The following is a 22,538-nucleotide window of genomic DNA, read 5'->3' as shown; positions in this document are numbered from 1 at the left end:
GTCATGCTAATTGAAAAGAACCTGTTTAACCGCCCCTGGCAGAGAACACTTGCCACTATTGCCATGGTGCTATCGAGCTCATCTCTATTTGCCCAGGATCAGACCAATTGGTACCAGGTAGAAATCGTTGTATTTTCCCAAACACTGCGCGCCGCCGATGCCCAGGAGGCTTGGCCAACGGATATTGCCCTCGCCTACCCGCCAGGTACTGTTACTCTATTCGACCCAAGCGCACCGCCACCGGCAAGCGAAGAGACACTGGCTGAGGGCGGTAGCGCCCTCTCTTCTATGACAACTCCGGCCTCTGGCGATCAGTCGCTTGAAAACGATAATCCAGTAGGCGACGCCAACTTAGCACCCGAGGGCCCTACGCCTTTTAGCCTGGTCGACGACGACTCACTGGCACTGAACAATATCGCCAGCAAGTTAACCCGTAACTCAAATTACCGCGTACTTCGTCATGTCGCCTGGATTCAGCCCGCTCTTGCCTCTAAAGAGGCAAAATCGGTGGTGCTCACTGGCGGCGACCTGTTTGACAACCACCATGAGCTGGAAGGTACAGTAACCTTGCGGGTAGCCCGCTACCTGCACCTGGATGTGAATCTTTGGTTAACGCAGTTCTATCCCAATTATGGGCAGGAGAGTGGGTACACTGTTTGGCCACAGTTGCCAGAAATCCCAACCGTTGGGCATGGTGGACCGCTATCTGCCTCAACCAGCAGTGGACCTATCGATTTTAACTTTTCACTCTCTGGTGGCCGCGAAGAGACACACTCGGGATTTAACGGTTTCGAAACCAAATCAGCCTCAAGCACAGCCAAAAGCCCCGGTTATATTATCGAGCGGATAATTCTGCACAAACAGTCACGTAAGATGCGCAGCAATGAGATCCACTATATCGACCACCCTGTACTAGGGCTGGTGGTAAAGGTAACACCCTGGACAGCCCCTGAGACCATAGAGCCCGCCAGCGAAACAGCTCAGGGCAGTGCGCAATAGTTTCCCAACCCAGGAGGCCCTACCCTCTATGGCGACAGGAGCTACAGCTGGAGCAGAGCCGGCAATCGAAGTCAGCTAAAGGTGTTCACGGAAATGTGGATAAACTCAGGCAAATAAACTCAAATAAAATTGAAAAAGGCGCCTCTTTTATATTGCCCAGTTACCAAGCCGTATATTACAAGTTGGGTGAATTCCCTAGCTCAATCAAGATCCCATAAGCCGCGCCTGCATCTTAACCCCACTGCCTGGGTTTTATGATATCAACATCATCATTGATTTAGCCCTAGCAATGTCAGCTGCAAATAACCATCTCCCTTACCACTGCGACGCTTCGACAAAAACTGAATCATCCAAGGCCACACAAACAATTAACTTGCCTAATTAGTAACTAACTCGTGACACTCATACAGTAGCAACTGACAACAACAGACTGTGCTAGCGCTTATAAGAACCACCTTTTAGTTATGTCGGTTAACAGCTGGAGCCTCTCATGCAAATTACCACTGCTGTGTACCGAGGGAGGAGCCCGCAACGACAAGAAAAATGTCATCAAACAGCCCATAGAGAGGCTCTTCAAATTGAAATGTTTATTGAGTAGGAGACAAACGAAGAGCAGCAAAATCAAGCGTGCGCTATTGGAAACTGCGTGCAGAAGTTACAAATCAACAGTAAAAAGCAGCGCCCAGGAATAATTACAGACTAGTTAACTGCCGGTCGAAATGACAGGAGTTGAATTGGAAAGTGATCAGTAAATATTGGGGCTGATCGCCCAACAATCACAAAGCACAGGCATTATTACCCAGTAAACCAATACGTTTTTTTAATTTGCCAGGGCTGGAAGAGGTGCACAAAAAAGCCCTAGATAATCCAGGGCTTTTAAAATCAATTTGTCGTTAGGCTCACCACATTATCTGCCTGAAGACCTTTGTCACCTTTCAGTAGATCGAACTCGACCAACTGCCCCTCCATTAAAGACTTATAACCTGAACCAGCAATATTGCGGTAGTGGACGAAGACATCATCACCTGCCTCAGACAACGTAATAAAGCCATAACCTCTCGCATTATTAAACCATTTAACAGTTCCGCGATCTCGATCCGCCATATCCAACCTCTTATTGTTTTACTAGGAAAAACGGTACACCCCGTGCCCTTTCTCCGGTTAATGATCCAAGAATTAAACATGGAAATATTATTTCCAGAGCTGCTAATTATTGGTCACTGCAATCTGGGGTCAACTGACATTAGTAATAGGTTGTTGCCTTATAATACTTGGCTCCCAACACAGTCCCCAACGCGTGAGAACATATGCTTTCGTTTTTCCCAAGACAACCCACATGCGATTCGTTATATGTTTTTTTTGAAGGGATGTGATAAAGATAACACTTTAAAGTTATATGAGGACCTTAGAAATCGAAATATCATTAAATATATAAAATTGATTTCAACAATTAAAAAGCGGAATAATTTTCAACAACGATTTACTCTTTAAAAGAGGTGTAATAAAACAATATTACACGCCAGCAATTACTCTTTAATTGCAAAAATTGCCGGAAGATTACGAAAAAAACCCTTGTAATCCATACCACAGCCGAAGACATATTTATCCGGCACATCGACACCAACATAATCACCGAGTTGATTATCGACACAACGGTCATGCACCTTACGGGCAAGGATGGCGGTTACGGTACTGTTAGCCCCCTTTTCGTTACAGAATTTTATTAACGCCTGGAGAGTAACACCTTCATCTAAAATATCGTCGACAATAATGATATCCCGACCTTCCAGTGATATTTTCGGCTCAGCTAGCCAACTGAGAGCAGCGCCAGTCGTACCATTGTTGTAGCGAGTGGCGTGTATATAATCAATTTCAAGCGGCATGGTTAACTTACTAACAAGCCTGGCAGTTGCAATCAGACCACCATTCATCACACACAAAATCAACGGACACCGATTTTTATAGTCTTCATTGATTTTTGCTGCCATATCGTTAAGAGCCTGCTCAATGACCTCTTCAGAATGAACGACAATAGCAGAGGCCAATGCCTGTTCCGCTTCACAAGCTTTTTCTAGTTTGTTATTCACAAATCAACCTTTGTTTTTTCAAATGGGGATTCAGGCATAGAGGCCAAATGCAGTGTCGACGTTGGGAATGCGATCTCCGCACCATGCTGTTCAATGATGGCCATTATTTTAAACAACACATCTTGCTTCACTTGGTGGTAGGTTACCCAGTCTGTGGTTTTGGTTAGAACGTAGATAAAAAAGTCTAGCGAGCTACTGGCAAACTTATTGAAATTCACCATCTGTACCAACTTATGGTCGATTCCATCATGCTCGCTCAACATAGTTTTGATGTCTGTAAGAATCGCAGGCAATCGATCACCATCTTCATAACGAACCCCAATGGTTTCGTATATGCGACGATTTGTCATTCGAGAAGGATTCTCCACCGCTATTTGCGCAAACACCGCATTAGGAACATACAGAGGGCGCTTATCAAAGGTGCGAATTATGGTTAGCCGCCAACCAATATTTTCCACAACGCCCTCAATCTCCTTGTCTGGCGATCTGACCCAATCACCCACTTTAAACGGGCGATCCAAATGAATCATCAAAGCACCAAAGAAATTGGAGAGAAGATCCTTAGCGGCAAAACCCACGGCAATACCACCAATACCACCAAAGGCAAGCACACCAGAGACACTGTAGCCCAAAGACTGCATTACAATCAGACCACAGGAGACAATAACCGATACGCGCAATAACTTGCTGACAGCCGCTGCTGTTGTCTCATCGACCGATTGCCCACCGCCGTCAGCAGCAACCAGAATCGCCTCGGCCTGGCGAATAAAATTAACGAGAAACCAGGCAAATAGAACGATTAAGCCCAACTCCCGGACTAAAGGCACAATTTCCAGTAGATAGGTGCCGTCTTTTTCCGGATAAGGTTCAGTCGCAAAGGCTAAGCCGATTAAAATCACGCCGAGGTTCACGGGGACTAGCAAAGCGCTAATGATGCCATCATCCCAACGATTGCGCGTAATTTTGGCCTTTTTCAGTAGTTGTCGCAGTATTCGCCTAACAATAAATGCCAGGAAAAAGGTCAGCGTCGTAATGACAAACGTTTGCGCCATCCAATTTTCTAGGAACTCTTCTAACCAATTCATCTCGCCCAACCAAACGTATAAAACGCACAGAGTGTCTCTATTACTGTGTAAGGAGCAGGATAACGCCCTGCAGACAACCAGCGCCCAAGGCAGATCATACCAAGTACATCGTCTCTATTTGCTCACGAACCCTGACTCGACGGGAAGGATCAACTTGAGCCCCCTTTGAATGACCATCCAGCAGCAGCGCCAATTTCTGCTGCTGGGCTCGAGCACTCAATTGTTGATGAATCAGATCATCCAACACAGGAAGAGCTTCGCTCCGGTTATTACATAACAGTAGTAAGTCGCACCCGGCCGCCAATGCTGCTCTGGTTCGCTCCCGGTAACCACCACCACTTGCGGCGGCAGACATACTTAAATCATCGCTGAAAATCAGCCCCTGGAAGCCAAGACGGGTACGTAGAAGCACTTGTAGCCAATGAGAGGAGAAGCCCACAGCCTGGGAATCGATTTGAGGGAAAAGAATATGCGCCGGCATGATGCCGGCTAAAGAGGAAGCCAGGGCGCGGAATGGTAGCATGTCATCATCCCATAGCTCGGACAATGAGCGTTGGTCGACCGGCAGGTCGAAGTGGCTGTCGACATTAACCTTGCCATGTCCGGGGAAGTGCTTTCCTATTGCCCCCATACCAGTGCTGTTCATACCTTGTATAAACGCCTGGGCCAATTGAATCACCTGGTCAGCGCCAGCACCAAATGCACGGTCACCTATCGCCGGGCAAAAGTTATCGTCCATATCCAACACTGGAGCCAGGCTTAAATCAATGCCAGCCGAACGAACCTCGGCCGCCATAAGCCAACCAATCTCCTGGGCATCTGCCAATGCTTCGGACGGCGAGCTCTGATAGCGGTGGCCCAACCTAGCCATCGGCGGAAGACGAGAAAACCCGTCACGCAAACGCTGTACACGCCCCCCCTCCTGATCAACACAGATCAACAGATCGGGACGTAAAGTCTTCATCTCCCGGCACAGCTCGCGCACCTGCGCAAATGAAGCGATATTGCGGGCAAACAAAATAATACCGGCAACGGCGGGATGGCGAAGAATATCCCTATCCTCCTCTGTTAAATGGTGACCCTCGATATCAACGATGGCTGGGCCACTAGGCGTTTGCGGAACTACAGACATAGGCAAATCACACCGGTAGTACCGGCAAATTGAAAAGCCGAAACACTAAGACGCCAGGCCGATACTGTCAAGCATGACGCGCATTACCAATGGAAACAATTTCATAAGATTCAATGAGTTATAGAATCCACACGATATCTCAAACCACGCCACAGCCTATCTACTGCATACATGGAAGAACCACTTGGTCGCTGTAACAAAGTGAGGGACAGGTGACCTTAGAGGCTATAATTTACCACTTTACATTGCAACGACTTACAAAAAACTGGTTGTACATACAGTAAATGTGAGATATAAAGTACTGTATAAATATTCAGATCCGCGTGATTTACTCTGGTAATACCAGGCCTTTCACCGGAATGTGGGCAGCAGCAAGCTGCCCCATCAATTGTCGAATGGATGGTGAGCAAAGCGCAGATTCAACCTACTGCGAATTGCCCATCGCTACAATGCACCTGAAGAGTATGGTTATGGAAAAACTCACAGCCCGGCAACAGCAGATTCTGGATCTCATCAAGTCGCATCTTGAAGAGACTGGCTACCCCCCTACTCGCGCAGAAATTGCTGAGATATTGGGGTTTCGCTCCGCCAACGCCGCTGAAGAGCATCTGCGAGCACTCGCCAGAAAAGGGGTAATCGAGATGGTTCCCGGGGCCTCACGCGGGATTCGTATCCCAGAAATGGAACAGAGCGGGTTGCCAATCGTAGGCCTGGTTGCTGCCGGCTACCCCATACTCGCCCAAGAGAACATCGAAAACTTTCTGGATCTCTCCCCAAATACCTTCTCTCCCGCCGCAGATTATCTGTTGAAAGTTCGCGGCATGAGTATGAAAGATGTCGGAATCCTGGAAGGTGACCTGTTGGCTGTACACAAAACCAATCAGGTGCGTTCCGGGCAGATAATTGTCGCGCGCATCGGTGATGAAGTAACTGTAAAACGGTTGCGTCGTGGCAAAAATCGTAACCAAGTTGAGTTACTGCCAGAAAATGAAGAGTTCGAGCCTATTTATGTCGATCTGCGCGAGCAGGATTTCAGCATAGAAGGCCTTAGTGTTGGTGTTATTCGATTAGGAGTTTATTAATGGCTATTGCACTCCCGCTCTCACCCATCGCACGTCGACCTGCCCAGCAGGTTGAGCAAGCCCCAGCGTCACTGGATTACATTACCGAACTACTGGTTTCCCGTTATTGCCCGGATTATCTGCCGCTACTGTTACCCATGTTGAACTATCAATCCCGGGTTAGTGGCAACCGCTGGATTACCTGGATAAGCGCAACCCGGCCTGATCCAGAACTTTTTACCCAATTTGGTTTAAATAATTCATGCGTACGCTTTGTTTACACCAGCAGCAAACATGACCTCTACCAACTTACTCACCAGGCCCTCCAGGCAGGTAATAGCCACTGCGTAGTAGCCATTCAGGAAGCGGCAAATGCCACCAACAAGTTTAACCCAGAGCAACTGGCTGCGCTTAATGCGGCCGCTAAGCTGGGCGGCTCTTTGGGGTTGTTTGTTACCAGCCGAGATGAGTTCTAAACTGACCGCGACTTCCTGTGTAGCCACAAACTACCGGGAAAAGAGTGCCCTTGTCAAAACGCGCCATAGGCGTTGAGTGGCGTTGAAAACCAGAGCTATAAGCAAACCCTTGTTCAATAATGTAGGTGCACTATCGCTATTGTGGATTAACTGGCGACAGCCACAACACTAAAGCGGAAATCAGCTACATTGGGAACAGAGGAAGCAAGGAAGCAAAAGGAGCAGAAGGAGCAGAAGGAGCAGAAGGAGCAGAAGGAGCAGAAGATAATAGCTTACTGCTCTGTACAAAGCGGTCTTTCGGATGTTGCTTCATTGTTGTAGTAGCTTGATCTGCAATATAGCTTAATTTATTTGCCTCGGGCGCACTCGGTATCAGTAGCGTAGCGCCTACCTACCATACAGCAGGCTTGAAAGGCCCACTTTTCCTGTTGAACGCAAAACCAATAGACAAAAGTACCCTTAAACCTAAAGCACCGATTAACCAAAGGCACCGATTAACCAAAGGCACCGATTAACCAAAGGCACCGATTAACCAAAATTGCTTGTTAATCAGAAACACCAATAAGTCACGAGCGAATAGCTCTTTTTACCATTCTAAGATTTTAGTATTCCTGAGTGGTGGATCGTTGATGATTTATGAATTCATCGCATTCCGACCATAACCACTTACATTGCGGCAAAGAGAGAGTAATTGTCTCGCTGCTGTCGATGACAACTCCATCTGTCTGAATCAGATTAATACTCCCACTATCCTCAGCAAATTTTCCGTCGACCTCCAATCTAGCGGGCTTGGTTACCAAAGTCTTATTTAGTGTCAGTAATTGATTCAGCCAGTGATCTTTCTGCCGGCTTAACTGTATCAATACTTTCAGCTCTGGCAACCATACATTGTTGGCATCGAGCATCGTTAACTGAGCGATAGTAACGGGTAGGTTTTGCCACTCGGCGTATCCCATTGACTTGGCGGCCTGCTGCAGTTCAATTAGGTGGCTTTGAATAACCGCCTGCAACTGCAGACAGCAACTAGCCAGGAGCGTCAAACGCTCAACACCCGCCACGCTCTCTGCCAACACCAGTAGTGTCTTAGAAAACTGAAGTTTCTGACTAACTGTCCGCCGGCTACGCTCTAACATACAAAACAAAGGACTCCATTAGCCTAGCTGTGGGAGCCAAAAGCCCTCACCTACCCGCTCTTGGACTTTTTAACGGGAGGCTTGGTTACCGCCCATTTACCGCCCTCGTAGAAGGCTTTCCAACCGGTAGCCTTACCATCAATTTCAGTTTGGACGTACTGCTCTTTGGTTTTACGGCTAAAACGAACTAACACACGGTTGCCATCGTCATCTTTGACGGGCGCCTTTAACAGAAAATGATATTTAGGATCAATTTCATCTTTATGGGGTATCAGCTCATCAATATAAGGTGCTCGGGTTTCCCGATTTTTGGGGAATTGACTGGCAGCCAGGAAAAGTCCGGATGCGCCATCACGCAGCACATACACATCGTCCACCTTTTCACAGGCCAATTCTGGCATTGGTACCGGGTCCATCTTCGGTGGAGCCGCTTCACCACTTTTCAACAATTTACGCGTGTTACTACAAGCGTCGTTAGTACAACCAAAATATTTGCCAAAGCGGCCCGTCTTCAGTTGCATCTCCTGGCCGCATTTATCACACTCGATGGTAGGACCATCATAGCCTTTGATCTTAAATTTGCCCTCTTCCACCTCGTACCCGGAACAATCTGGGTTGCGACCACAAATATGGATCTTATGGGTTTCGTCCATAAGGTAACTATCCATCGCGGTATTACAGATGGGACAACGACGCTTGGAGCGTAGCAACCTGGATTCCGCTTCATCGTCAGCATCCACGTCAACGGCTTCATCGCCTGAAATCAAGTTTTTAGTGGATTTGCATCGCTCCTTAGGCGGCAGCGCATAGCCAGAACAGCCCAGGAAGACGCCGGTACTGGCCGTTCGAATCTGCATCGGGCGACCACAGGTTTCACAGGGGATATCGGTATTGGTGGGGCTATTGGCACGCATACCGTGCTCGGAGTCCTGAGCTTCAGACAATCGATCTGAAAAATCGTCGTAAAACTCGTCCAGTACCTGGGACCAGCCCAATTTGCCGTCGGCCACCTGATCGAGAGACTCCTCCATCTTGGCCGTAAAGCCATAGTCCATCAGATCATTGAAACTCTCCTGCAGCCGCTCAGTGACAATGTCACCCATTTTTTCAGCGTAGAAACGTCGGTTCTCCAAGCGGACATAGCCGCGCTCCTGAATGGTCGAGATGATCGCAGCATAGGTTGAAGGACGGCCAATACCCCGTTTTTCAAGCTCCTTCACCAGGCTCGCTTCACTGTAGCGCGCGGGGGGTTTGGTAAAGTGCTGGGCGGGATCTAAAGCTTTGAGTGATAACACATCACCCACCTTCACCTCTGGCAACACCTGGTCTTCCTCTTTCTTAGAGACCATCGGCAGCACTTTCAGGAAGCCATCAAAGCGGATTACCCGGCCACGGGTGCGCAATTCATAGCCTTCAGTTTCAATCACCACGTTGGTACTGGTGAACTCGGCGGGGGGCATCTGGCAGGCCACAAACTGCTGCCAGATCAAGGTATAGAGGCGCTCTGCGTCACGCTCCATGCCCGACAGTTGCGTTGGTTTGATGGTTACATCTGACGGGCGAATCGCTTCGTGCGCCTCTTGAGCGCCGGCTTTGCTGGAGTAGATATTAGGCGTGGCAGGCAGATACTTATCACCATAGCTGCTCTGGACGAAATTCCGGCAGGCTGAGATAGCCTCCTGACTCAGATTGGTAGAGTCGGTACGCATATAGGTTATGTAGCCCGCCTCGTAAAGACGCTGGGCCATGGTCATGGTCTTTTTAACACTGAAACCCAAGCGATTACTGGCCGCCTGTTGCAGTGTGGAGGTAATGAATGGGGCTGAGGGTTTGGATTGAGTTGGCTTATCTTCCCGTGCGGTAACCTGGTATTTTGCCGGCGATAGGGTGGCAACGGCAGTATCGGAATCTGCCTGTTTCTCCGGCCGGTAGGCCTTATCTTTGTACTTTTTAACTTCGAAGCGAAGCTGGTCTTTATCAGGGCTGATAAGATCCGCGTGCAGAGTCCAATACTCTTCCGGGATAAATGCGCGGATCTCGTTTTCCCGCTCAACGATCAGCTTTACCGCCACCGACTGTACGCGGCCAGCAGAGAGTCCGCGCGCGACCTTCTCCCACAGCAGTGGCGACACCATATAACCAACTATGCGGTCCAGGAAGCGCCGGGATTGCTGTGCATTGACCCGGTTCATATCCACCGGCCCCGGCGACTTAAATGCCTCCTGGATGGCGGACTTGGTAATTTCGTTGAATACAACCCGGCGATAACGGGCTTCATCGCCGCCAATTGCTTCGCGCAGATGCCAGGCAATAGCCTCCCCCTCTCTATCCAAGTCCGTTGCCAGATAGATGGTGTCGGCCTTACTGGCCAGTGCTTTCAGCTCGGAAACGACCTTCTCCTTGCCGGGCAGGATCTCGTAAGTGGCCTGCCAGCCGTGCTCGGGGTCAATCCCCATCTTTTTGATGAGCTGCTCTTTGGCTTTCTTCTGTTTGTGGACCACCTTCTGTTCAGCAGACATCTTCCGAGTAATTGCCGCCTGGCGCGCGCGCTCCTTGGCGTCTATCCCACCACTTTGGCCTCCTTTGGTCGGTAGATCTCGAATATGACCGACGCTCGACTTCACCACAAAATCTTTACCCAGATATTTGTTGATGGTTTTTGCCTTAGCGGGTGATTCCACAATTACTAAAGATTTACTCATGCTTTAGGGTTGCCCTGAGTCAGTGATTGATTTTTGTTCTAAACGAAGCAGCAGACTGCTAGAGCCGCATATATAAGTCCTGTTTTGGTAGGGGTCAAGCGATACCGTTTAGACAAAGGTAGGTCATATTGAGAATTTTCATGGGTAATCGGCCTAAATTTGGCAACAAGACGACGTACAGACAGGCAGTTTGGCACTAATATCATCATAGTTATTATAGAGTGCGATAGGACTAAAAAAATCTCTCCGTCCGCCGACATTATTAGCATATAGAACCAATTCAAACTTCTCTTATGAGCTCATTTTTTGCACTACTCCTATTCTCGGCCATCAGCGTCTCTTCGCTATTAGTGGTTAGCTGGGCCAATCATATAGAGACTCGTAAACGGCTCATCAAGAGCAAAATGCGTGTCCTGAAGGCCCAATATGAGGAGCTGCAACAGATAATCGCCACAGTTGATCAAACGGTCGAACCCCGATCAATTTCCCGCATTTTGAACGAAGAAGCGATCAATATGACCGAATCCATGCGTGAACTGGAGCCTGGAGATGGTTATGTCCTGGCGGCGCTTAACAACGCCATGGCACTGCAGGAGGAGTTGATCCAAGAGCAAGCCAAGGGGCGGGTCTACCGCATTCGCGAATCAGACTCCCACATAGCGCTCACCCAAAAGCAACTTGAGAAGGCAGCTGTACTACTCTCCCGCCGGCAGGCCCTGGGGCTGATCAGCCCAGAAGAGCTGAACAGCTTTCGGGCCAGCCTGGCATGGGCGCGACTGATGATCTCGGTGCTCTCCTACGTCGCCCAAGGGCATCAGGCGACCAATCGGGGTGAAGTGTTGCCGGCCAAGGCCTACTACCAAAGAGCAAAATCAGCCCTGGCTCAATCCTCGCACCCGGATAAGCGCCGCACGACCATGATCCGGGAGCTAAAAGAGATTATTGCCAACCGCCGGGTCTCGCTCTCAGAAGAATTGATGCCCGAAACCGATTTCAACCCGGATATACAACCAGCGCTGGGTAGCGAAGAGGCCGCCTCTTAATGGTCGACCGTTAAGAGTCGACCATAGTTTGCAAAAGCGAGATGATCGCCTCCAACTCTGCTTCTTTCAGCTCATCCCAATCGATAAAAGCCCCCTCTGGAGCCACTCCCAACGCCTTTACTGACGGGGGAATTGTCTCCGATGAGAGAAATTCCCCCAGCCACGGTGGCAGGTTCTTGCCGGAGGGGTGAGCCTCCCAAATACCGGCCACGTGCATGTCATGAGGGTAGTTTTTACGAAACAGCAAAGTGTAAGGCAATGATGGAGTGGAGCGTTTCCACGGCTTGGTGTAGCGCATAATGCCGATGGGCTTTTGCTGCAGCTTCTCCGGCCACACAGTACTACCCACAGATAAGCCGGCTTTGGCCGCGCGCGCGCGGACACTGGCCAAACGACGCTGCTGAGCGGTGGGCTGCATCAACATCACCGGGCCGACCGCCATGGCGATGGCAAATATTACAAATAGAATTGGCAGCCAACTTTGCATTCAATTGCACCACATCAAATTCACTTTAATAGAGAAGAGGTAGTTTACTCTTGCAAAGAGTTGGTTACTATTGAGGCCACAAAGCTGCTACCTATGGGGGAACCATGAGCACATATAAACATATCATCGCCGGGCTTGATCTTTCGAATGACTCCAAACAGATTGTGGAGAAAGCCAAATTCCTGGCAGACGCCACCAAAGCCAAGCTCTCAATTGCCCACGTTATTGAACCACTCGTATTTACCTACGGTGGCGATATCCCCATGGACATCTCTTCTGTGCAAGAGCAGATAGAAACCCAAGCCACTAAGGATCTTGCCAAGTTGGGCGAGGAGTTTGGTATTGCATCGGACAACCAGTTTATTGTGGTCGGGCAACCGGCGAATGAACTGCATGCCATAGCCACACAAAATGGCGGTGATCTAATCGTGGTGGGCAGTCACGGTCGTCATGGCCTGTCGCTGCTGCTGGGCTCCACTTCCAACTCCGTACTGCATGGCAGTCAGTGCGATGTATTGGCGGTGCGCGTCAAATAGACCATAAAGCCGTGCTGTAAAGAACCATTGCAATGGCCCGATAAGCAGTGCAATCGCTTGCAGTCGAACCGTCCGGTGTTGCCACGGCAACGCCGGCGGTTAACGTCCAACACTACCCTGCCTACTACTCCTGCATCGCCTCCAGCTCAAGCCAGCGCTCCATTGCGACTTCCAACTTTTGCTGAGACTCACTTAAAAGAGCGAGTGTGCTCTCAACTGCTTCGCGCGTTCCTTGATAGAACTCCGGCGCCGCCACTTGCTGCTCAAGGCCAGCAATCTCTGCTTCCAAAGCCTCTATCTGCCCAGGTAATGAGTCTAACTCCCGCTGTAGTTTGTAACTGAGCTTGTTGGCCTTCTTAGCCGGTTTTGTGGCTGGCAGGGGTAGAGCATCAGCAACCGGTGGAGAATTCTCAGCTGATTTGGCCACAGGGCCAGGTGATTGCGTACCAGATATATGAAAGCCCGTACTCTGCCGCAACCAGTCGTCGTAACCGCCCACGTATTCACGAACGCAACCTTCACCCTCAAACGCAATGGTACTGGTGACGACGTTATTGAGGAACTCCCGGTCATGGCTCACCAGCAGTAAAGTTCCTTTATAATCCCCTAACACCTCTTCCAGCAGCTCGAGTGTTTCCACGTCTAGATCATTGGTAGGTTCATCCAGCACCAATAGGTTACTGGGCTTGCTAAACAGCTTAGCCAGCAGAACGCGATTACGCTCACCACCAGACAGCGCTCGCAGCGGTGTGCGGGCGCGATCGCCGGTGAACAAAAAGTCATTGAGATAGCTGATGACGTGGCGTTGATTGCCGTTAATTTCGATAAAATCACGGCCTTCTGCCACATTGTCGACCGGAGTGGCATCCAGATTGAGTTGTTCGCGCATCTGGTCAAAGTAGGCAATATTAAGCCCGGTGCCCAAACGAATATCGCCCTCGTCGGGCTTGAGCTGCCCCAGAATAATCTTCAACAGCGTACTCTTACCGGCACCGTTGGGTCCAATCAGGCCTACACGATCACCGCGTTGAATAACAGTACTGAAGTCACTGATAAGGCAGCGGCCACCATAGCCGTGCGAAACCCGTTTGAGCTCGGCAACCAGCTTACCGGAGCGTTGGCTATCGGTGATGTTGATCTGTGCCGATCCCTGTTGCTCCAGCCGTTGAGAGCGCTCTACGCGCATGGCTTTTAAAGCCCGTACCCGGCCCTCATTGCGCGTGCGACGAGCCTTGATGCCCTGCCGTATCCAGCGCTCCTCCTCCGCCAACCGTTTATCAAACAGGGCATTATGGCGGGCCTCCTCAGCCAACAGCGCCTCTTTATAGTCGTTAAAGGCGTCAATACCGCCACTAAACTTTAAAATCTTGCCGCGATCCAACTCACCGATGGACGATGCCACCGCTTTAAGAAAGGCCCGGTCGTGAGTAATAAAGACGATGGCTCCATCAAACGTGAGCAGCTGTTGTTCCAGCCAACTGATGGTCTCCAGATCCAGATGGTTGGTGGGTTCATCCAGTAGCAGCAGGTCAGGCTCACTTACCAGCGCACGAGCCAAGGCCACTCGTCGCCGCCATCCACCCGACAATTCGTGCATGAAGCGGCTGCCATCCAGTGACAGACGCGTTAAAACAGTGTCGATTTTCTGGTTTAACCGCCAACCGTCTGCGGCTTCAATCTGGTGCTGTAACCTGGCTAGCTTCTCGACATCTGCCCCATCCGACATCTGTAGCGACAGCTGTGTATAACGATGAATCAACGAACCAATCTCTCCCAAGCCCAAGGCTACGGAGTCGAACACTGTGAGATCATCGGCATCCGGTAGATCCTGCTCCAACCGAGCAATCTTTAGTGCGGGCTTACGCCAGACAGAGCCGTCATCCAGCGCCAGCTCCCCATCTAATACCTTCAATAAACTCGATTTACCGGCACCGTTACGGCCTATCAGGCACAAACGATCGCCTTTATAGATCTCCAATCCCTGCCTATCCAAAAGCACAGTGGTACCGAAGTTTAAACAAGCATTTTCTAATTTTATCAATAACATATGTAGTTTTAGGAATAATCTGCTTTAAATGGCGGGAGGAATATAGTATCAATTGAGACTTGCATTCCAAGTGCAACTTGAAGTTGCGTACTATAATGCTTTTTACTGACTACAATTGTGCTTGTTTTAGATGCTCGAGAAATAACAATCCCCACAACGGAGAGATAAATGCGGCGCCTCCAGTTGCAGCAACCTGGCCGAAAAGGAAAAAACCTAGCAATTAATGTGGCCGCTGGCCTCTCGTTACTGATTGCCAGCCTGGGCACCACTGCCAATACCGAGGCAGTTGAACAAACCTCACTCGAAACACAACGGGAGCTCTACTCCAGCATCCGGGGACAACTCAGCACCCGCGCAATCAATCTGGATGAGATCCCCTACGACCAGCTGGCCGACTACCCATTAATCCCCTACCTGCAGTTTCAACATCTGAATGCCAGTTTAAACACGCTCCCCTATCAAGAGGTCGATGCCTTTCTGGATGAAAACGCCAACAGCTGGTTGGCTGATCGGCTGTTAAAGAGCTGGCTGGAAGTTCTCGCCTCCAAAAGACGTTGGCATGAATTCCAGAGCTATTACCAACCCAACGTCGCGGATACCGGGTTACACTGTCTCTATCTGATGGCACGCAGCAACAATGGCGACCCAGAAGCTCTCAACGACGTAGCCACCCTCTGGAATGAGGGCAAGTCCCTGCCCAAGCGCTGCGATGCACTCTTTGCCGCCTGGTTAGACAGCGACTACTTCACCTCAGATGTCGCCTGGTCCCGTTATGTCAAATCCATCGGCAACCGCAAACTCGCCCTGGCACACTACGTCAGAGGGTTGATGGACGAAAAACACCAGGCTTTAGCCGACACCATGCTGGAGTTGTACAACTACCCTTCCCGGCTACACCGTTTACAGGGCTCGCTCGATACCAGCGCAGAGATGCAGGAGATCATCCATTTTGGTGTGCGCCGCTATGCCAAATACGACTCCGTGGCAGCGCTGCATGAGTGGGAAAAATTTGATTCCGCCCTGCTGCTCGAGCAGGAACAGCGTAACGAAACGGTTGAGTATCTGGCTTACCAACTAATTCTCGACGGCCACCCCAATACCGCCAACCGCCTTTTGGAGCGCAATCAGATTGTCAGTTCACGTGTAACAGAACGGCAACTGCGCGACGCATTAAAAGTACAGGACTGGTCCGCCGTTATTGCCCTTATCTCTCAACTGCCCGCCGATGAGCAAATCAGTGAACGCTGGCGCTACTGGAGCATCCGGGCAATTGAAGAACAGAAATTACAAACCCCAGAACAGATTGCACAACAGTATCGCGAGCTGGCCAACCACCGTGATTTTTATGGCTTCCTATCAGCCGAGAGAACTGAAAGCCCCTATACCATGGGCCACAGAGCTGTGGAATCGAGCGCTGAAGAGATACAGGCGGTGGAAAATATTCCCGCACTAGAGCGTTCCCGCGAGCTGTTTAAACTGGGTTACTTAAACCAGGCCAGAATGGAGTGGCGCTACGGCACCCAACTTCTGGACCACGCGCAGCTTCTGGCTGCCGGTCAACTGGCCAACAGCTGGGGCTGGCACCGCAAAACCATTGAATCTTTAGGGCAGGCAAAATATTGGGATGATCTCGACCTTCGGTTCCCGGTTATCTATAGCCAGGAAGTCGCCACCGCGTCGGAAGCCTCAAGCGTCGCCCCTGAGTACATTCTGGCCATCGCCCGCCAGGAGAGTGCCTTCGCCGCCGACGCCCGCTCTCCCGCTGGCGCCATGGGTTTAATGCAGTTAATGCCAACCACAGCCCTGCAAACGGCGAAGAAGATTGGAGTGCGCTACAACAAGTCAGACCTATTGCAACCCAAGCAAAACCTATTGCTGGGCGGCTCCTATTTAAGCCAGATGCTGGAGCGGTTTGGCGGCAACCGTATTCTGGCTACCGCGGCCTACAATGCCGGCCCCCATCGCGTGGATAGCTGGTTAAATCCGGTTGGTAAACAGGTCGCCTATGATATCTGGATCGAAACCATCCCCTTTAAAGAGACCCGTGGCTATGTCCAAAATGTACTCACCTACTCTCTGATCTACAGTCACCGCTTGGGTATCGATTCAAAACTGCTGCAGGTTAGCGAGATGGAAGAGCCTCTGTAAGAGGTCTTTCACTAGCGAAAAGTGAGTCGGTCGCTTAACGAGCGGCTCTGAACACCTGCAGAGCCCTCTGCACTACTCCGGCCACCTCATCCGGGCGGAATTTCGATAAAAATTCATTACAACCCACCTTATCAACCAGCGCCTGATTGAAGGCACCACTCAACGAGGTGTGCATAATGATGTGTAATTCCGACAACTCGGGGACGCTGCGGACTTCATGCGTTAGTCGATAGCCATCCATCTCCGGCATTTCGGCATCAGTAATCATCAACATAATGGCATCGGTTATCGGCCCTCTACTGGCCATCTGCTTAAGCAATGCCAACCCTTCCGTGCCATTTCTGGCTTGCATACACCCCACACCCAGCTTGGCCAGTGTACTCACCAACTGTTGCCGGGCGGTGGTGGAATCATCAACAATCAATACTTTTATTTCATTGGCAACTGCCCAGCTGCGTAGATCGTCATTGAGCACCTCGGGCGATACATCCGTGTTGTAGGGCACAATCTCGGCCAATACTTTTTCAACATCGATAATCTGAATCAAGCGGCCATCCAACTGAGTTAGCGCGGTGAGAAAGTGGTTGACGCCACTGGAGACAGGTGGCGGCATAATCACCTCCCAATTCAGGTTGACAATCCTATCCACCTCACCCACCAGAAAACCCTGCACTGAACTATTGTATTCGCTGATAATCAGGTTAGTAGCCTTGTTACTGCCATACAGAGGGCTGCGACCGAGCGCTGCTTGCAGATCAATCACCGAAAAGCTGGCACCGCGCAGGTGGGCGACGCCACAAACCGCTGGATGCCGATTCGGTATTGCTGATAGCCTCGGTAACGCCACCACTTCACGAACTTTAAATACGTTTATGGCAAACGTCTGCTGGCCACCCAACTTAAAGAGCAACAATTCAAGTCGGTTCTCGCCCACCAATTTTGTACGGCTATCGACCGACTTCATCAATTTCGACATGTTACAAAAACCTTTCCTAGCAATCTTAAAATCTGACTCTAGCCAAGCACCCACAACTTGTGAATTTATGGACCGATTCATTGGCTTATCGGCGCCTGGGCACAACTCTTGAGCTGGGCAGGGGTCAATCACGCAGCCCTGCAGGGAAGCCAGCGACCAGGCAATTAATATAAGTTTAGCAGTTTAAAAAATAGCCAGAATCGCCCATGCGGGGTTAGGGGGAGGCTAACTCAGGGGACGCTAAGTGCGGTTTTTGAGGTTTTCAGCAAGCCAGAAGTACACCTGCTCACGATCAAACGGCCAACCGAGATAACACTCTTTGGCAGGGGGAACGGGATTGTGCAGAGTAACTACCGGAATCTGCACAGAGAAGCGCTCAAACAGGTCACGGTCGTCGACGATATCCAACTCAACCAATGTCAGGCTAAAGTGGCTAACCGCATCCCACAACTGCTCCTTGGCCTTTTCACACAGCGAGCAGCCCTCGGTAGTTAACAGATAGAGCGGTGTTTGCTTTGTGCTGGTAGTAGGCGGCATGCGGGCTGTTCAACTCGGTTTACTGGGTTAATAACCAGATCACTAGGCCGACAATCACCACAGCCGCAATCAAGCCCAAAAGAGTGAGCACCACACCATTACCGGATTTAGCAGCCGCACTATTGTTTGGCTCGGGTGCGGCAGTAGCGCGCAGGGATTTAATGCGCGGTTGGGGACTATTTTTCATCTTTTCGGCCAGCGCGCTTTTCAGCTCAACGTTAGCCATGGGGCGCATCACCGTCCGGTCGGAATCTTCCTTTGGCAAAGAGAGCTCCTTGGGGCCGGCAACGGTAAAGCTCAGAGTATCAAAGCGCACTTCGTCACCGTGGTTCAAAAAAGCAGTGGTGATCTGTTTACCGTTTACAAAGGTACCGTTGGAAGAGTTGAGATCGGTGATCTCCAACCGGTTATTGGCTAACAAACGAAATTGTGCGTGGCGACGGGACAGATGGGCCAACAAAATGACAATATCACACTCTTTCGAGCGGCCGATCACCGTACCGTCGGCAAGTGGATAACGGTTGCGGCTGAGCCCCGTTTGCACCGGCAGCAGTGACCATTCGCTGCCCTGTTGCGGGGCCACTGGTGCGCTTTGGGCACGCTCAGCTTTGGGATCAACAACCTCTAGTCGGGTGTTGCCGATGATAATTTCATCATTAACATTGATTCGCGCTTTAACACCCAGCTTTTTGCCATTTACCAAGCTAGGCTTATCGGAACGGCGATGGATGATCAGCTCCTCACCCTTGGCAAAAATCTCGATGTGACAATCATCCACTTCAGGATCAGTTATGACCAAATTGTTGGAAGCGGCGCGGCCCACCGTTATTTTTGGCTCAACCAGCCAAATACCGCTTTTGCTGTCGCCCGAAATCCTAAGCTTAAGCATACTAGATCCCTTAAAAAATCATGCTGGCTATACTAAATGTAGCGTAGCCTATAATTCGATACTACCGCAGGCCATCTAACAGCCCAAGCGCAGTACTGATATCTGTGGCAAAATCGACACTAACTGGATCTTTTACAAAGAATTTGCGCCAGCCATAGCCGGTGGCAACACCGACATAATTAATTAAAAGGAACCCGGATACCCTATGCCTGTATCGTTTGCGGCAAAAACAGACCCCGGAAAAGTGCGAACCAATAACGAAGACTCCTACACAGTGGATGTCAACCTGGGGTTATTTATGGTTGCCGATGGCATGGGGGGGCACGATGCTGGTGAAGTTGCCGCCGCAATGGCTATTTTTCAAACACATCGCTATATCGCCGCAGGCGTTTCTCTGACAGATTCACTCTCAAAAACCCATCAGGACATCCTCCAAGCCGGAGGCAAAAACCGCCATAGCATGGGTTCCACCGGTGTAGCCCTTCACCATTTGGGAGACCAGTATGAGGTCGGTTGGGTCGGAGACAGTCGCGCCTACCGCTATACCTTTGGTACCGGCCAAAACCTTCTTGAACGGTTGACCCAGGATCACTCTTTCGTCCAGACGTTAATTGATCAGGGCAGCATCACAGAGGAGGAGGCGCGGGTCCACCCACAGCGTAATGTTATTACCCAATGTCTGGGCAACCGCTCACAGGAGCAGGTTAAAGTGGGTAAAACGGCAGGTATCTGGCGGCCAAATCAGTGGCTGCTGTTGTGCAGTGATGGCTTAACAGGCGAGCTGGACGACCAGGCAATAAGCCAAATCTTATCCTCTTGCAACGGCAGTGAAAATGCCGTGGAACTGTTGGTACAGGCCGCCATCGCCAAAGGCGGTAACGATAATATTACCGTCATTATCGTAGAGTCCCCCAAACAGCCCTCATGGATCGACAGCTTTCGGCAAAAGCTATTGTCACTCCTTCCCAAATTGACACCAGCTTAAGCAAAGCGCACACGAAATGCAGATACCGGGCTACAGAATCATCCGTAAAATCAGTCAAGGGGGTATGTCTACCGTCTATTTGGCTGAACAGGAGAACTTAAAACGTTTAGTCGCGCTCAAGGTGATGGCACCGGCGCTCAACGCAGACCCAATCTTTAGTGAGCGTTTCCAGCGAGAGGCGAAAATCGTCAGCCAGCTAAACCACCCCAATATTGTTGCTATTCACGATATTGGGCGGCATAAAACGATTAACTATATCGCCATGGACTACCTCGAGCAGGGCTCGGTGGCCAATAAAATCAGACAGGGAATGACCGCCAAGGAGTGTTTGAGCATAGTACAACAGGTGGCACTGGCGCTGGACCACGCCCATACCATGGGTTACATCCATCGCGATATCAAACCGGAGAACATCCTCCTGCGCGGCGATGGCACAGCCATTCTCTCCGACTTCGGCGTCGCCCGGGCCGTGAGCAGCGCCACCAAGATGACCAACGCCGGCACAGTACTGGGTACACCCAGCTACATGAGCCCCGAACAAGCGCGTGGCAAGGAGTTGGACGGGCGCTCCGATATCTACAGCCTGGGGATCGTATTATTTGAAATGCTTACCGGCAGCCCACCCTATGAAGGTGAAGAAGCGGTGGCTATAGCCATTCAACACCTAACCGCGCCGGTACCCAAGCTCCCGCCCAAATACGCACAATTGCAACCACTGCTCGACCTGATGTCGGCCAAAAAACCACAAGACCGCCTGCAAACAGCCCGGGAAGTGGCGGATGCCATTGGCGAAGTACTGGAAAAACTGAATAGCGATGGCAGTGGTGCAGAGTTAAGAACACGCAAGACGAAACTGGCTAAACATCGACCGCGTTTTCCCGCCTGGTTTCCTTGGCTGAACCGGAACAGAAATAGCCATAACGCCCTCAATAAATTGCGAATTACTGAAATCCAACTTGCCTTCGACGATGAAGCGCTTACCAAAAAATCCAGTACAAAATTGGTGGCGGCCCTTTTTCTGCTGATCTTAATTGGCTCATCCGCCACTGCATACTGGTATTGGCAAAGCTACGAGAAGCTGCCCACCCCGGTAATCGCAAACGCCACCATCGCACCCGGTACTCTCTCAGACAACCAGGATGGTTCCGCAGCCAACTCCGCCGGCAATAGCGAACAAAATCAACCCACCACTATCGACCCAGCGGCACAATTGACTCGCTATAACCTGACGGTCACTACAACCCCGGAAAATGCCCAGATCCGCATCATGAACATTAAAGAGAAGTATCTGCCCGGCATGGCGTTACCCAATGGGAAATACCTGATTCAAGCCCAAGCCACTGGTTATTTTCAGGCCGAGTCCTGGGTAACCATCAGCGATGAGCCTAAAACCGTCTCCATCGAACTACCACCGGCCAAGTTACCGGGCGAGGTGATCCAGCATACACTGGCCGATGGCTCGCCAGGGCCGGAACTGGTTGTGCTGGGTCCCGGGGTATTTGTCATGGGCAGCCTGCGCTACAGCGATAGTCAGCCGCGCCATGAGGAGGAGATGCCCCGCCCCTTCGCCATTGCCAAAACCGAAACCACTTTTGCCCAGTTCGATGCCTATCGCAGGGCCGTCGGCCTGCCGTCATCGTCGGATCAGGATTGGGGGCGGGACCAACGCCCAGTGATAAACATCAGCTGGGACGATGCCCAGGGCTATGTGCAATGGTTGGCCGCCAATACCGGTCAGCCCTATCGACTACCAACTGAAGTGGAGTGGGAATATGCTGCCAGCAATGGTGGCAACCAGGAGTACCCCTGGCCGGGTACGGCGGAGAGCGGCCGGGAGCAGGCCAACTGTCGCAAGGGCTGCCGCAGTGCCTACGTTACCCTGTTTGGCGGCAAGACCGCCCCGGTGGCCAGTTATGGTGCCAGTCCGCAGGGGCTCTACGACCTGGGCGGCAATGTCGCCGAATGGGTCAGCAGCTGTTACAGCCGCTCCTACCAGGTCACGCCACCGTCCGAAGCAGAGTGCGAAAGAGTCATTCGTGGTGGCAGTTTTCTCGACCCTATTGAAGAGTTAAATGTTTTTCGTAGAGACCACCAGCCACCTGAGTTTCTCGATCGCCATATCGGCTTTCGCGTCATCCTGGCGCTGCCACGCTACTCAGAAGGCACGTACACGCCCGAACCGACACCGCTTGATTAACCGCCTTAACTTAATTAA

The 22,538-nt window shown here is 50.8% G+C and carries 19 protein-coding genes; 8 read left to right on the top strand and 11 right to left on the bottom strand.

What is annotated here, in order from left to right:
* The first annotated feature begins 3 nt into the window (after nucleotides 1-3).
* Nucleotides 4-999: a CsiV family protein gene (locus SBL51_RS01585; RefSeq protein WP_317928715.1), complete on the top strand. Its 996-nt coding sequence runs from the start codon at nucleotides 4-6 to the stop codon at nucleotides 997-999.
* An 882-nt stretch (nucleotides 1,000-1,881) separates the two neighbouring features.
* On the opposite strand, the gene SBL51_RS01580 is transcribed toward SBL51_RS01585, so the two are convergent.
* The 4 genes from SBL51_RS01580 to nagZ all read right to left on the bottom strand — a co-directional run bounded on the left by SBL51_RS01580 (nucleotide 1,882) and on the right by nagZ (nucleotide 5,303).
* Nucleotides 1,882-2,103 (bottom strand): cold shock domain-containing protein, encoded by a 222-nt coding sequence (locus SBL51_RS01580; protein WP_317928714.1) that lies wholly within the window; start codon nucleotides 2,101-2,103, stop codon nucleotides 1,882-1,884.
* A gap of 422 nt (nucleotides 2,104-2,525) precedes the next feature.
* Nucleotides 2,526-3,086 carry a hypoxanthine-guanine phosphoribosyltransferase gene (locus SBL51_RS01575; protein ID WP_317928713.1) on the bottom strand — a complete coding sequence of 187 codons (561 nt, stop codon included), beginning with the start codon at nucleotides 3,084-3,086 and terminating at the stop codon, nucleotides 2,526-2,528.
* The gene (locus SBL51_RS01570; protein ID WP_317928712.1) at nucleotides 3,083-4,171 is read right to left on the bottom strand and encodes a mechanosensitive ion channel family protein; all 1,089 of its coding nucleotides are present in this window, start codon (nucleotides 4,169-4,171) and stop codon (nucleotides 3,083-3,085) included. Before SBL51_RS01570 ends, SBL51_RS01575 begins: the two co-directional genes overlap by 4 nt.
* Before the next feature lie 94 nt (nucleotides 4,172-4,265).
* Nucleotides 4,266-5,303, bottom strand: coding sequence for a beta-N-acetylhexosaminidase (nagZ, locus tag SBL51_RS01565; protein ID WP_317928711.1), 1,038 nt, complete (start codon nucleotides 5,301-5,303; stop codon nucleotides 4,266-4,268).
* A gap of 470 nt (nucleotides 5,304-5,773) precedes the next feature.
* On the opposite strand from nagZ, the gene lexA reads away from it, so the two are divergent.
* A complete protein-coding gene (gene lexA, locus SBL51_RS01560) occupies nucleotides 5,774-6,385 on the top strand; it encodes a transcriptional repressor LexA (RefSeq protein ID WP_317928710.1) in 612 nt (203 codons plus the stop codon).
* The gene (locus SBL51_RS01555) at nucleotides 6,385-6,840 is read left to right on the top strand and encodes a hypothetical protein (protein ID WP_317928709.1); all 456 of its coding nucleotides are present in this window, start codon (nucleotides 6,385-6,387) and stop codon (nucleotides 6,838-6,840) included. Before lexA ends, SBL51_RS01555 begins: the two co-directional genes overlap by 1 nt.
* Nucleotides 6,841-7,442: 602 nt before the next feature.
* Here the strand turns inward: SBL51_RS01555 and SBL51_RS01550 are convergent.
* Together SBL51_RS01550 and topA are read right to left on the bottom strand one after the other, a co-directional pair.
* Nucleotides 7,443-7,973 carry a DUF6586 family protein gene (locus SBL51_RS01550; RefSeq protein ID WP_317928708.1) on the bottom strand — a complete coding sequence of 177 codons (531 nt, stop codon included), beginning with the start codon at nucleotides 7,971-7,973 and terminating at the stop codon, nucleotides 7,443-7,445.
* Nucleotides 7,974-8,023: 50 nt separating this feature from the next.
* On the bottom strand, nucleotides 8,024-10,675 hold the full coding sequence (gene topA / locus SBL51_RS01545) for a type I DNA topoisomerase (RefSeq protein ID WP_317928707.1): 2,652 nt from the start codon (nucleotides 10,673-10,675) through the stop codon (nucleotides 8,024-8,026).
* A gap of 404 nt (nucleotides 10,676-11,079) precedes the next feature.
* Between topA and SBL51_RS01540 the strand changes: the two genes are divergently transcribed.
* Nucleotides 11,080-11,718 carry a hypothetical protein gene (locus SBL51_RS01540; RefSeq protein ID WP_317928706.1) on the top strand — a complete coding sequence of 213 codons (639 nt, stop codon included), beginning with the start codon at nucleotides 11,080-11,082 and terminating at the stop codon, nucleotides 11,716-11,718.
* 10 nt (nucleotides 11,719-11,728) lie between these two features.
* On the opposite strand, the gene SBL51_RS01535 is transcribed toward SBL51_RS01540, so the two are convergent.
* Nucleotides 11,729-12,205, bottom strand: a complete 477-nt coding sequence (locus tag SBL51_RS01535) for a hypothetical protein (RefSeq protein WP_317928705.1) — start codon at nucleotides 12,203-12,205, stop codon at nucleotides 11,729-11,731.
* A gap of 104 nt (nucleotides 12,206-12,309) precedes the next feature.
* Here SBL51_RS01535 and SBL51_RS01530 point away from each other — a divergent pair, with 104 nt between their 5' ends.
* Nucleotides 12,310-12,741 (top strand): universal stress protein, encoded by a 432-nt coding sequence (locus SBL51_RS01530; protein WP_317928704.1) that lies wholly within the window; start codon nucleotides 12,310-12,312, stop codon nucleotides 12,739-12,741.
* A gap of 124 nt (nucleotides 12,742-12,865) precedes the next feature.
* On the opposite strand, the gene SBL51_RS01525 is transcribed toward SBL51_RS01530, so the two are convergent.
* On the bottom strand, nucleotides 12,866-14,788 hold the full coding sequence (locus SBL51_RS01525) for an ATP-binding cassette domain-containing protein (protein ID WP_317928703.1): 1,923 nt from the start codon (nucleotides 14,786-14,788) through the stop codon (nucleotides 12,866-12,868).
* 168 nt (nucleotides 14,789-14,956) lie between these two features.
* Here SBL51_RS01525 and SBL51_RS01520 point away from each other — a divergent pair, with 168 nt between their 5' ends.
* Nucleotides 14,957-16,936, top strand: coding sequence for a transglycosylase SLT domain-containing protein (locus tag SBL51_RS01520; protein WP_317928702.1), 1,980 nt, complete (start codon nucleotides 14,957-14,959; stop codon nucleotides 16,934-16,936).
* Nucleotides 16,937-16,970: 34 nt separating this feature from the next.
* Here the strand turns inward: SBL51_RS01520 and SBL51_RS01515 are convergent, their stop codons facing one another.
* The 3 genes from SBL51_RS01515 to SBL51_RS01505 all read right to left on the bottom strand — a co-directional run bounded on the left by SBL51_RS01515 (nucleotide 16,971) and on the right by SBL51_RS01505 (nucleotide 19,338).
* Nucleotides 16,971-17,912 carry a chemotaxis protein gene (locus tag SBL51_RS01515; RefSeq protein ID WP_317928701.1) on the bottom strand — a complete coding sequence of 314 codons (942 nt, stop codon included), beginning with the start codon at nucleotides 17,910-17,912 and terminating at the stop codon, nucleotides 16,971-16,973.
* A 240-nt stretch (nucleotides 17,913-18,152) separates the two neighbouring features.
* Complete coding sequence (locus tag SBL51_RS01510; RefSeq protein ID WP_317928700.1) at nucleotides 18,153-18,449, bottom strand: glutaredoxin family protein; 297 nt, start codon at nucleotides 18,447-18,449, stop codon at nucleotides 18,153-18,155.
* Nucleotides 18,450-18,468: 19 nt separating this feature from the next.
* Entirely contained in the window at nucleotides 18,469-19,338 is an 870-nt protein-coding gene (locus SBL51_RS01505) for an FHA domain-containing protein (protein ID WP_317928699.1), read from the bottom strand.
* A gap of 205 nt (nucleotides 19,339-19,543) precedes the next feature.
* On the opposite strand from SBL51_RS01505, the gene SBL51_RS01500 reads away from it, so the two are divergent.
* Together SBL51_RS01500 and SBL51_RS01495 are read left to right on the top strand one after the other, a co-directional pair.
* Nucleotides 19,544-20,323, top strand: coding sequence for a PP2C family protein-serine/threonine phosphatase (locus SBL51_RS01500; protein ID WP_317928698.1), 780 nt, complete (start codon nucleotides 19,544-19,546; stop codon nucleotides 20,321-20,323).
* 16 nt (nucleotides 20,324-20,339) lie between these two features.
* Entirely contained in the window at nucleotides 20,340-22,520 is a 2,181-nt protein-coding gene (locus SBL51_RS01495) for a bifunctional serine/threonine-protein kinase/formylglycine-generating enzyme family protein (protein WP_317928697.1), read from the top strand.
* The last annotated feature ends 18 nt before the right edge of the window (nucleotides 22,521-22,538 follow it).

This window comes from Halioxenophilus sp. WMMB6, from assembly GCF_033283405.1.
Taxonomy (GTDB): Bacteria; Pseudomonadota; Gammaproteobacteria; order Pseudomonadales; family Cellvibrionaceae; genus Halioxenophilus.
Note: the sequence above shows the minus strand (reverse complement) of the source record. Positions and strands in the feature narration are given on the sequence as shown.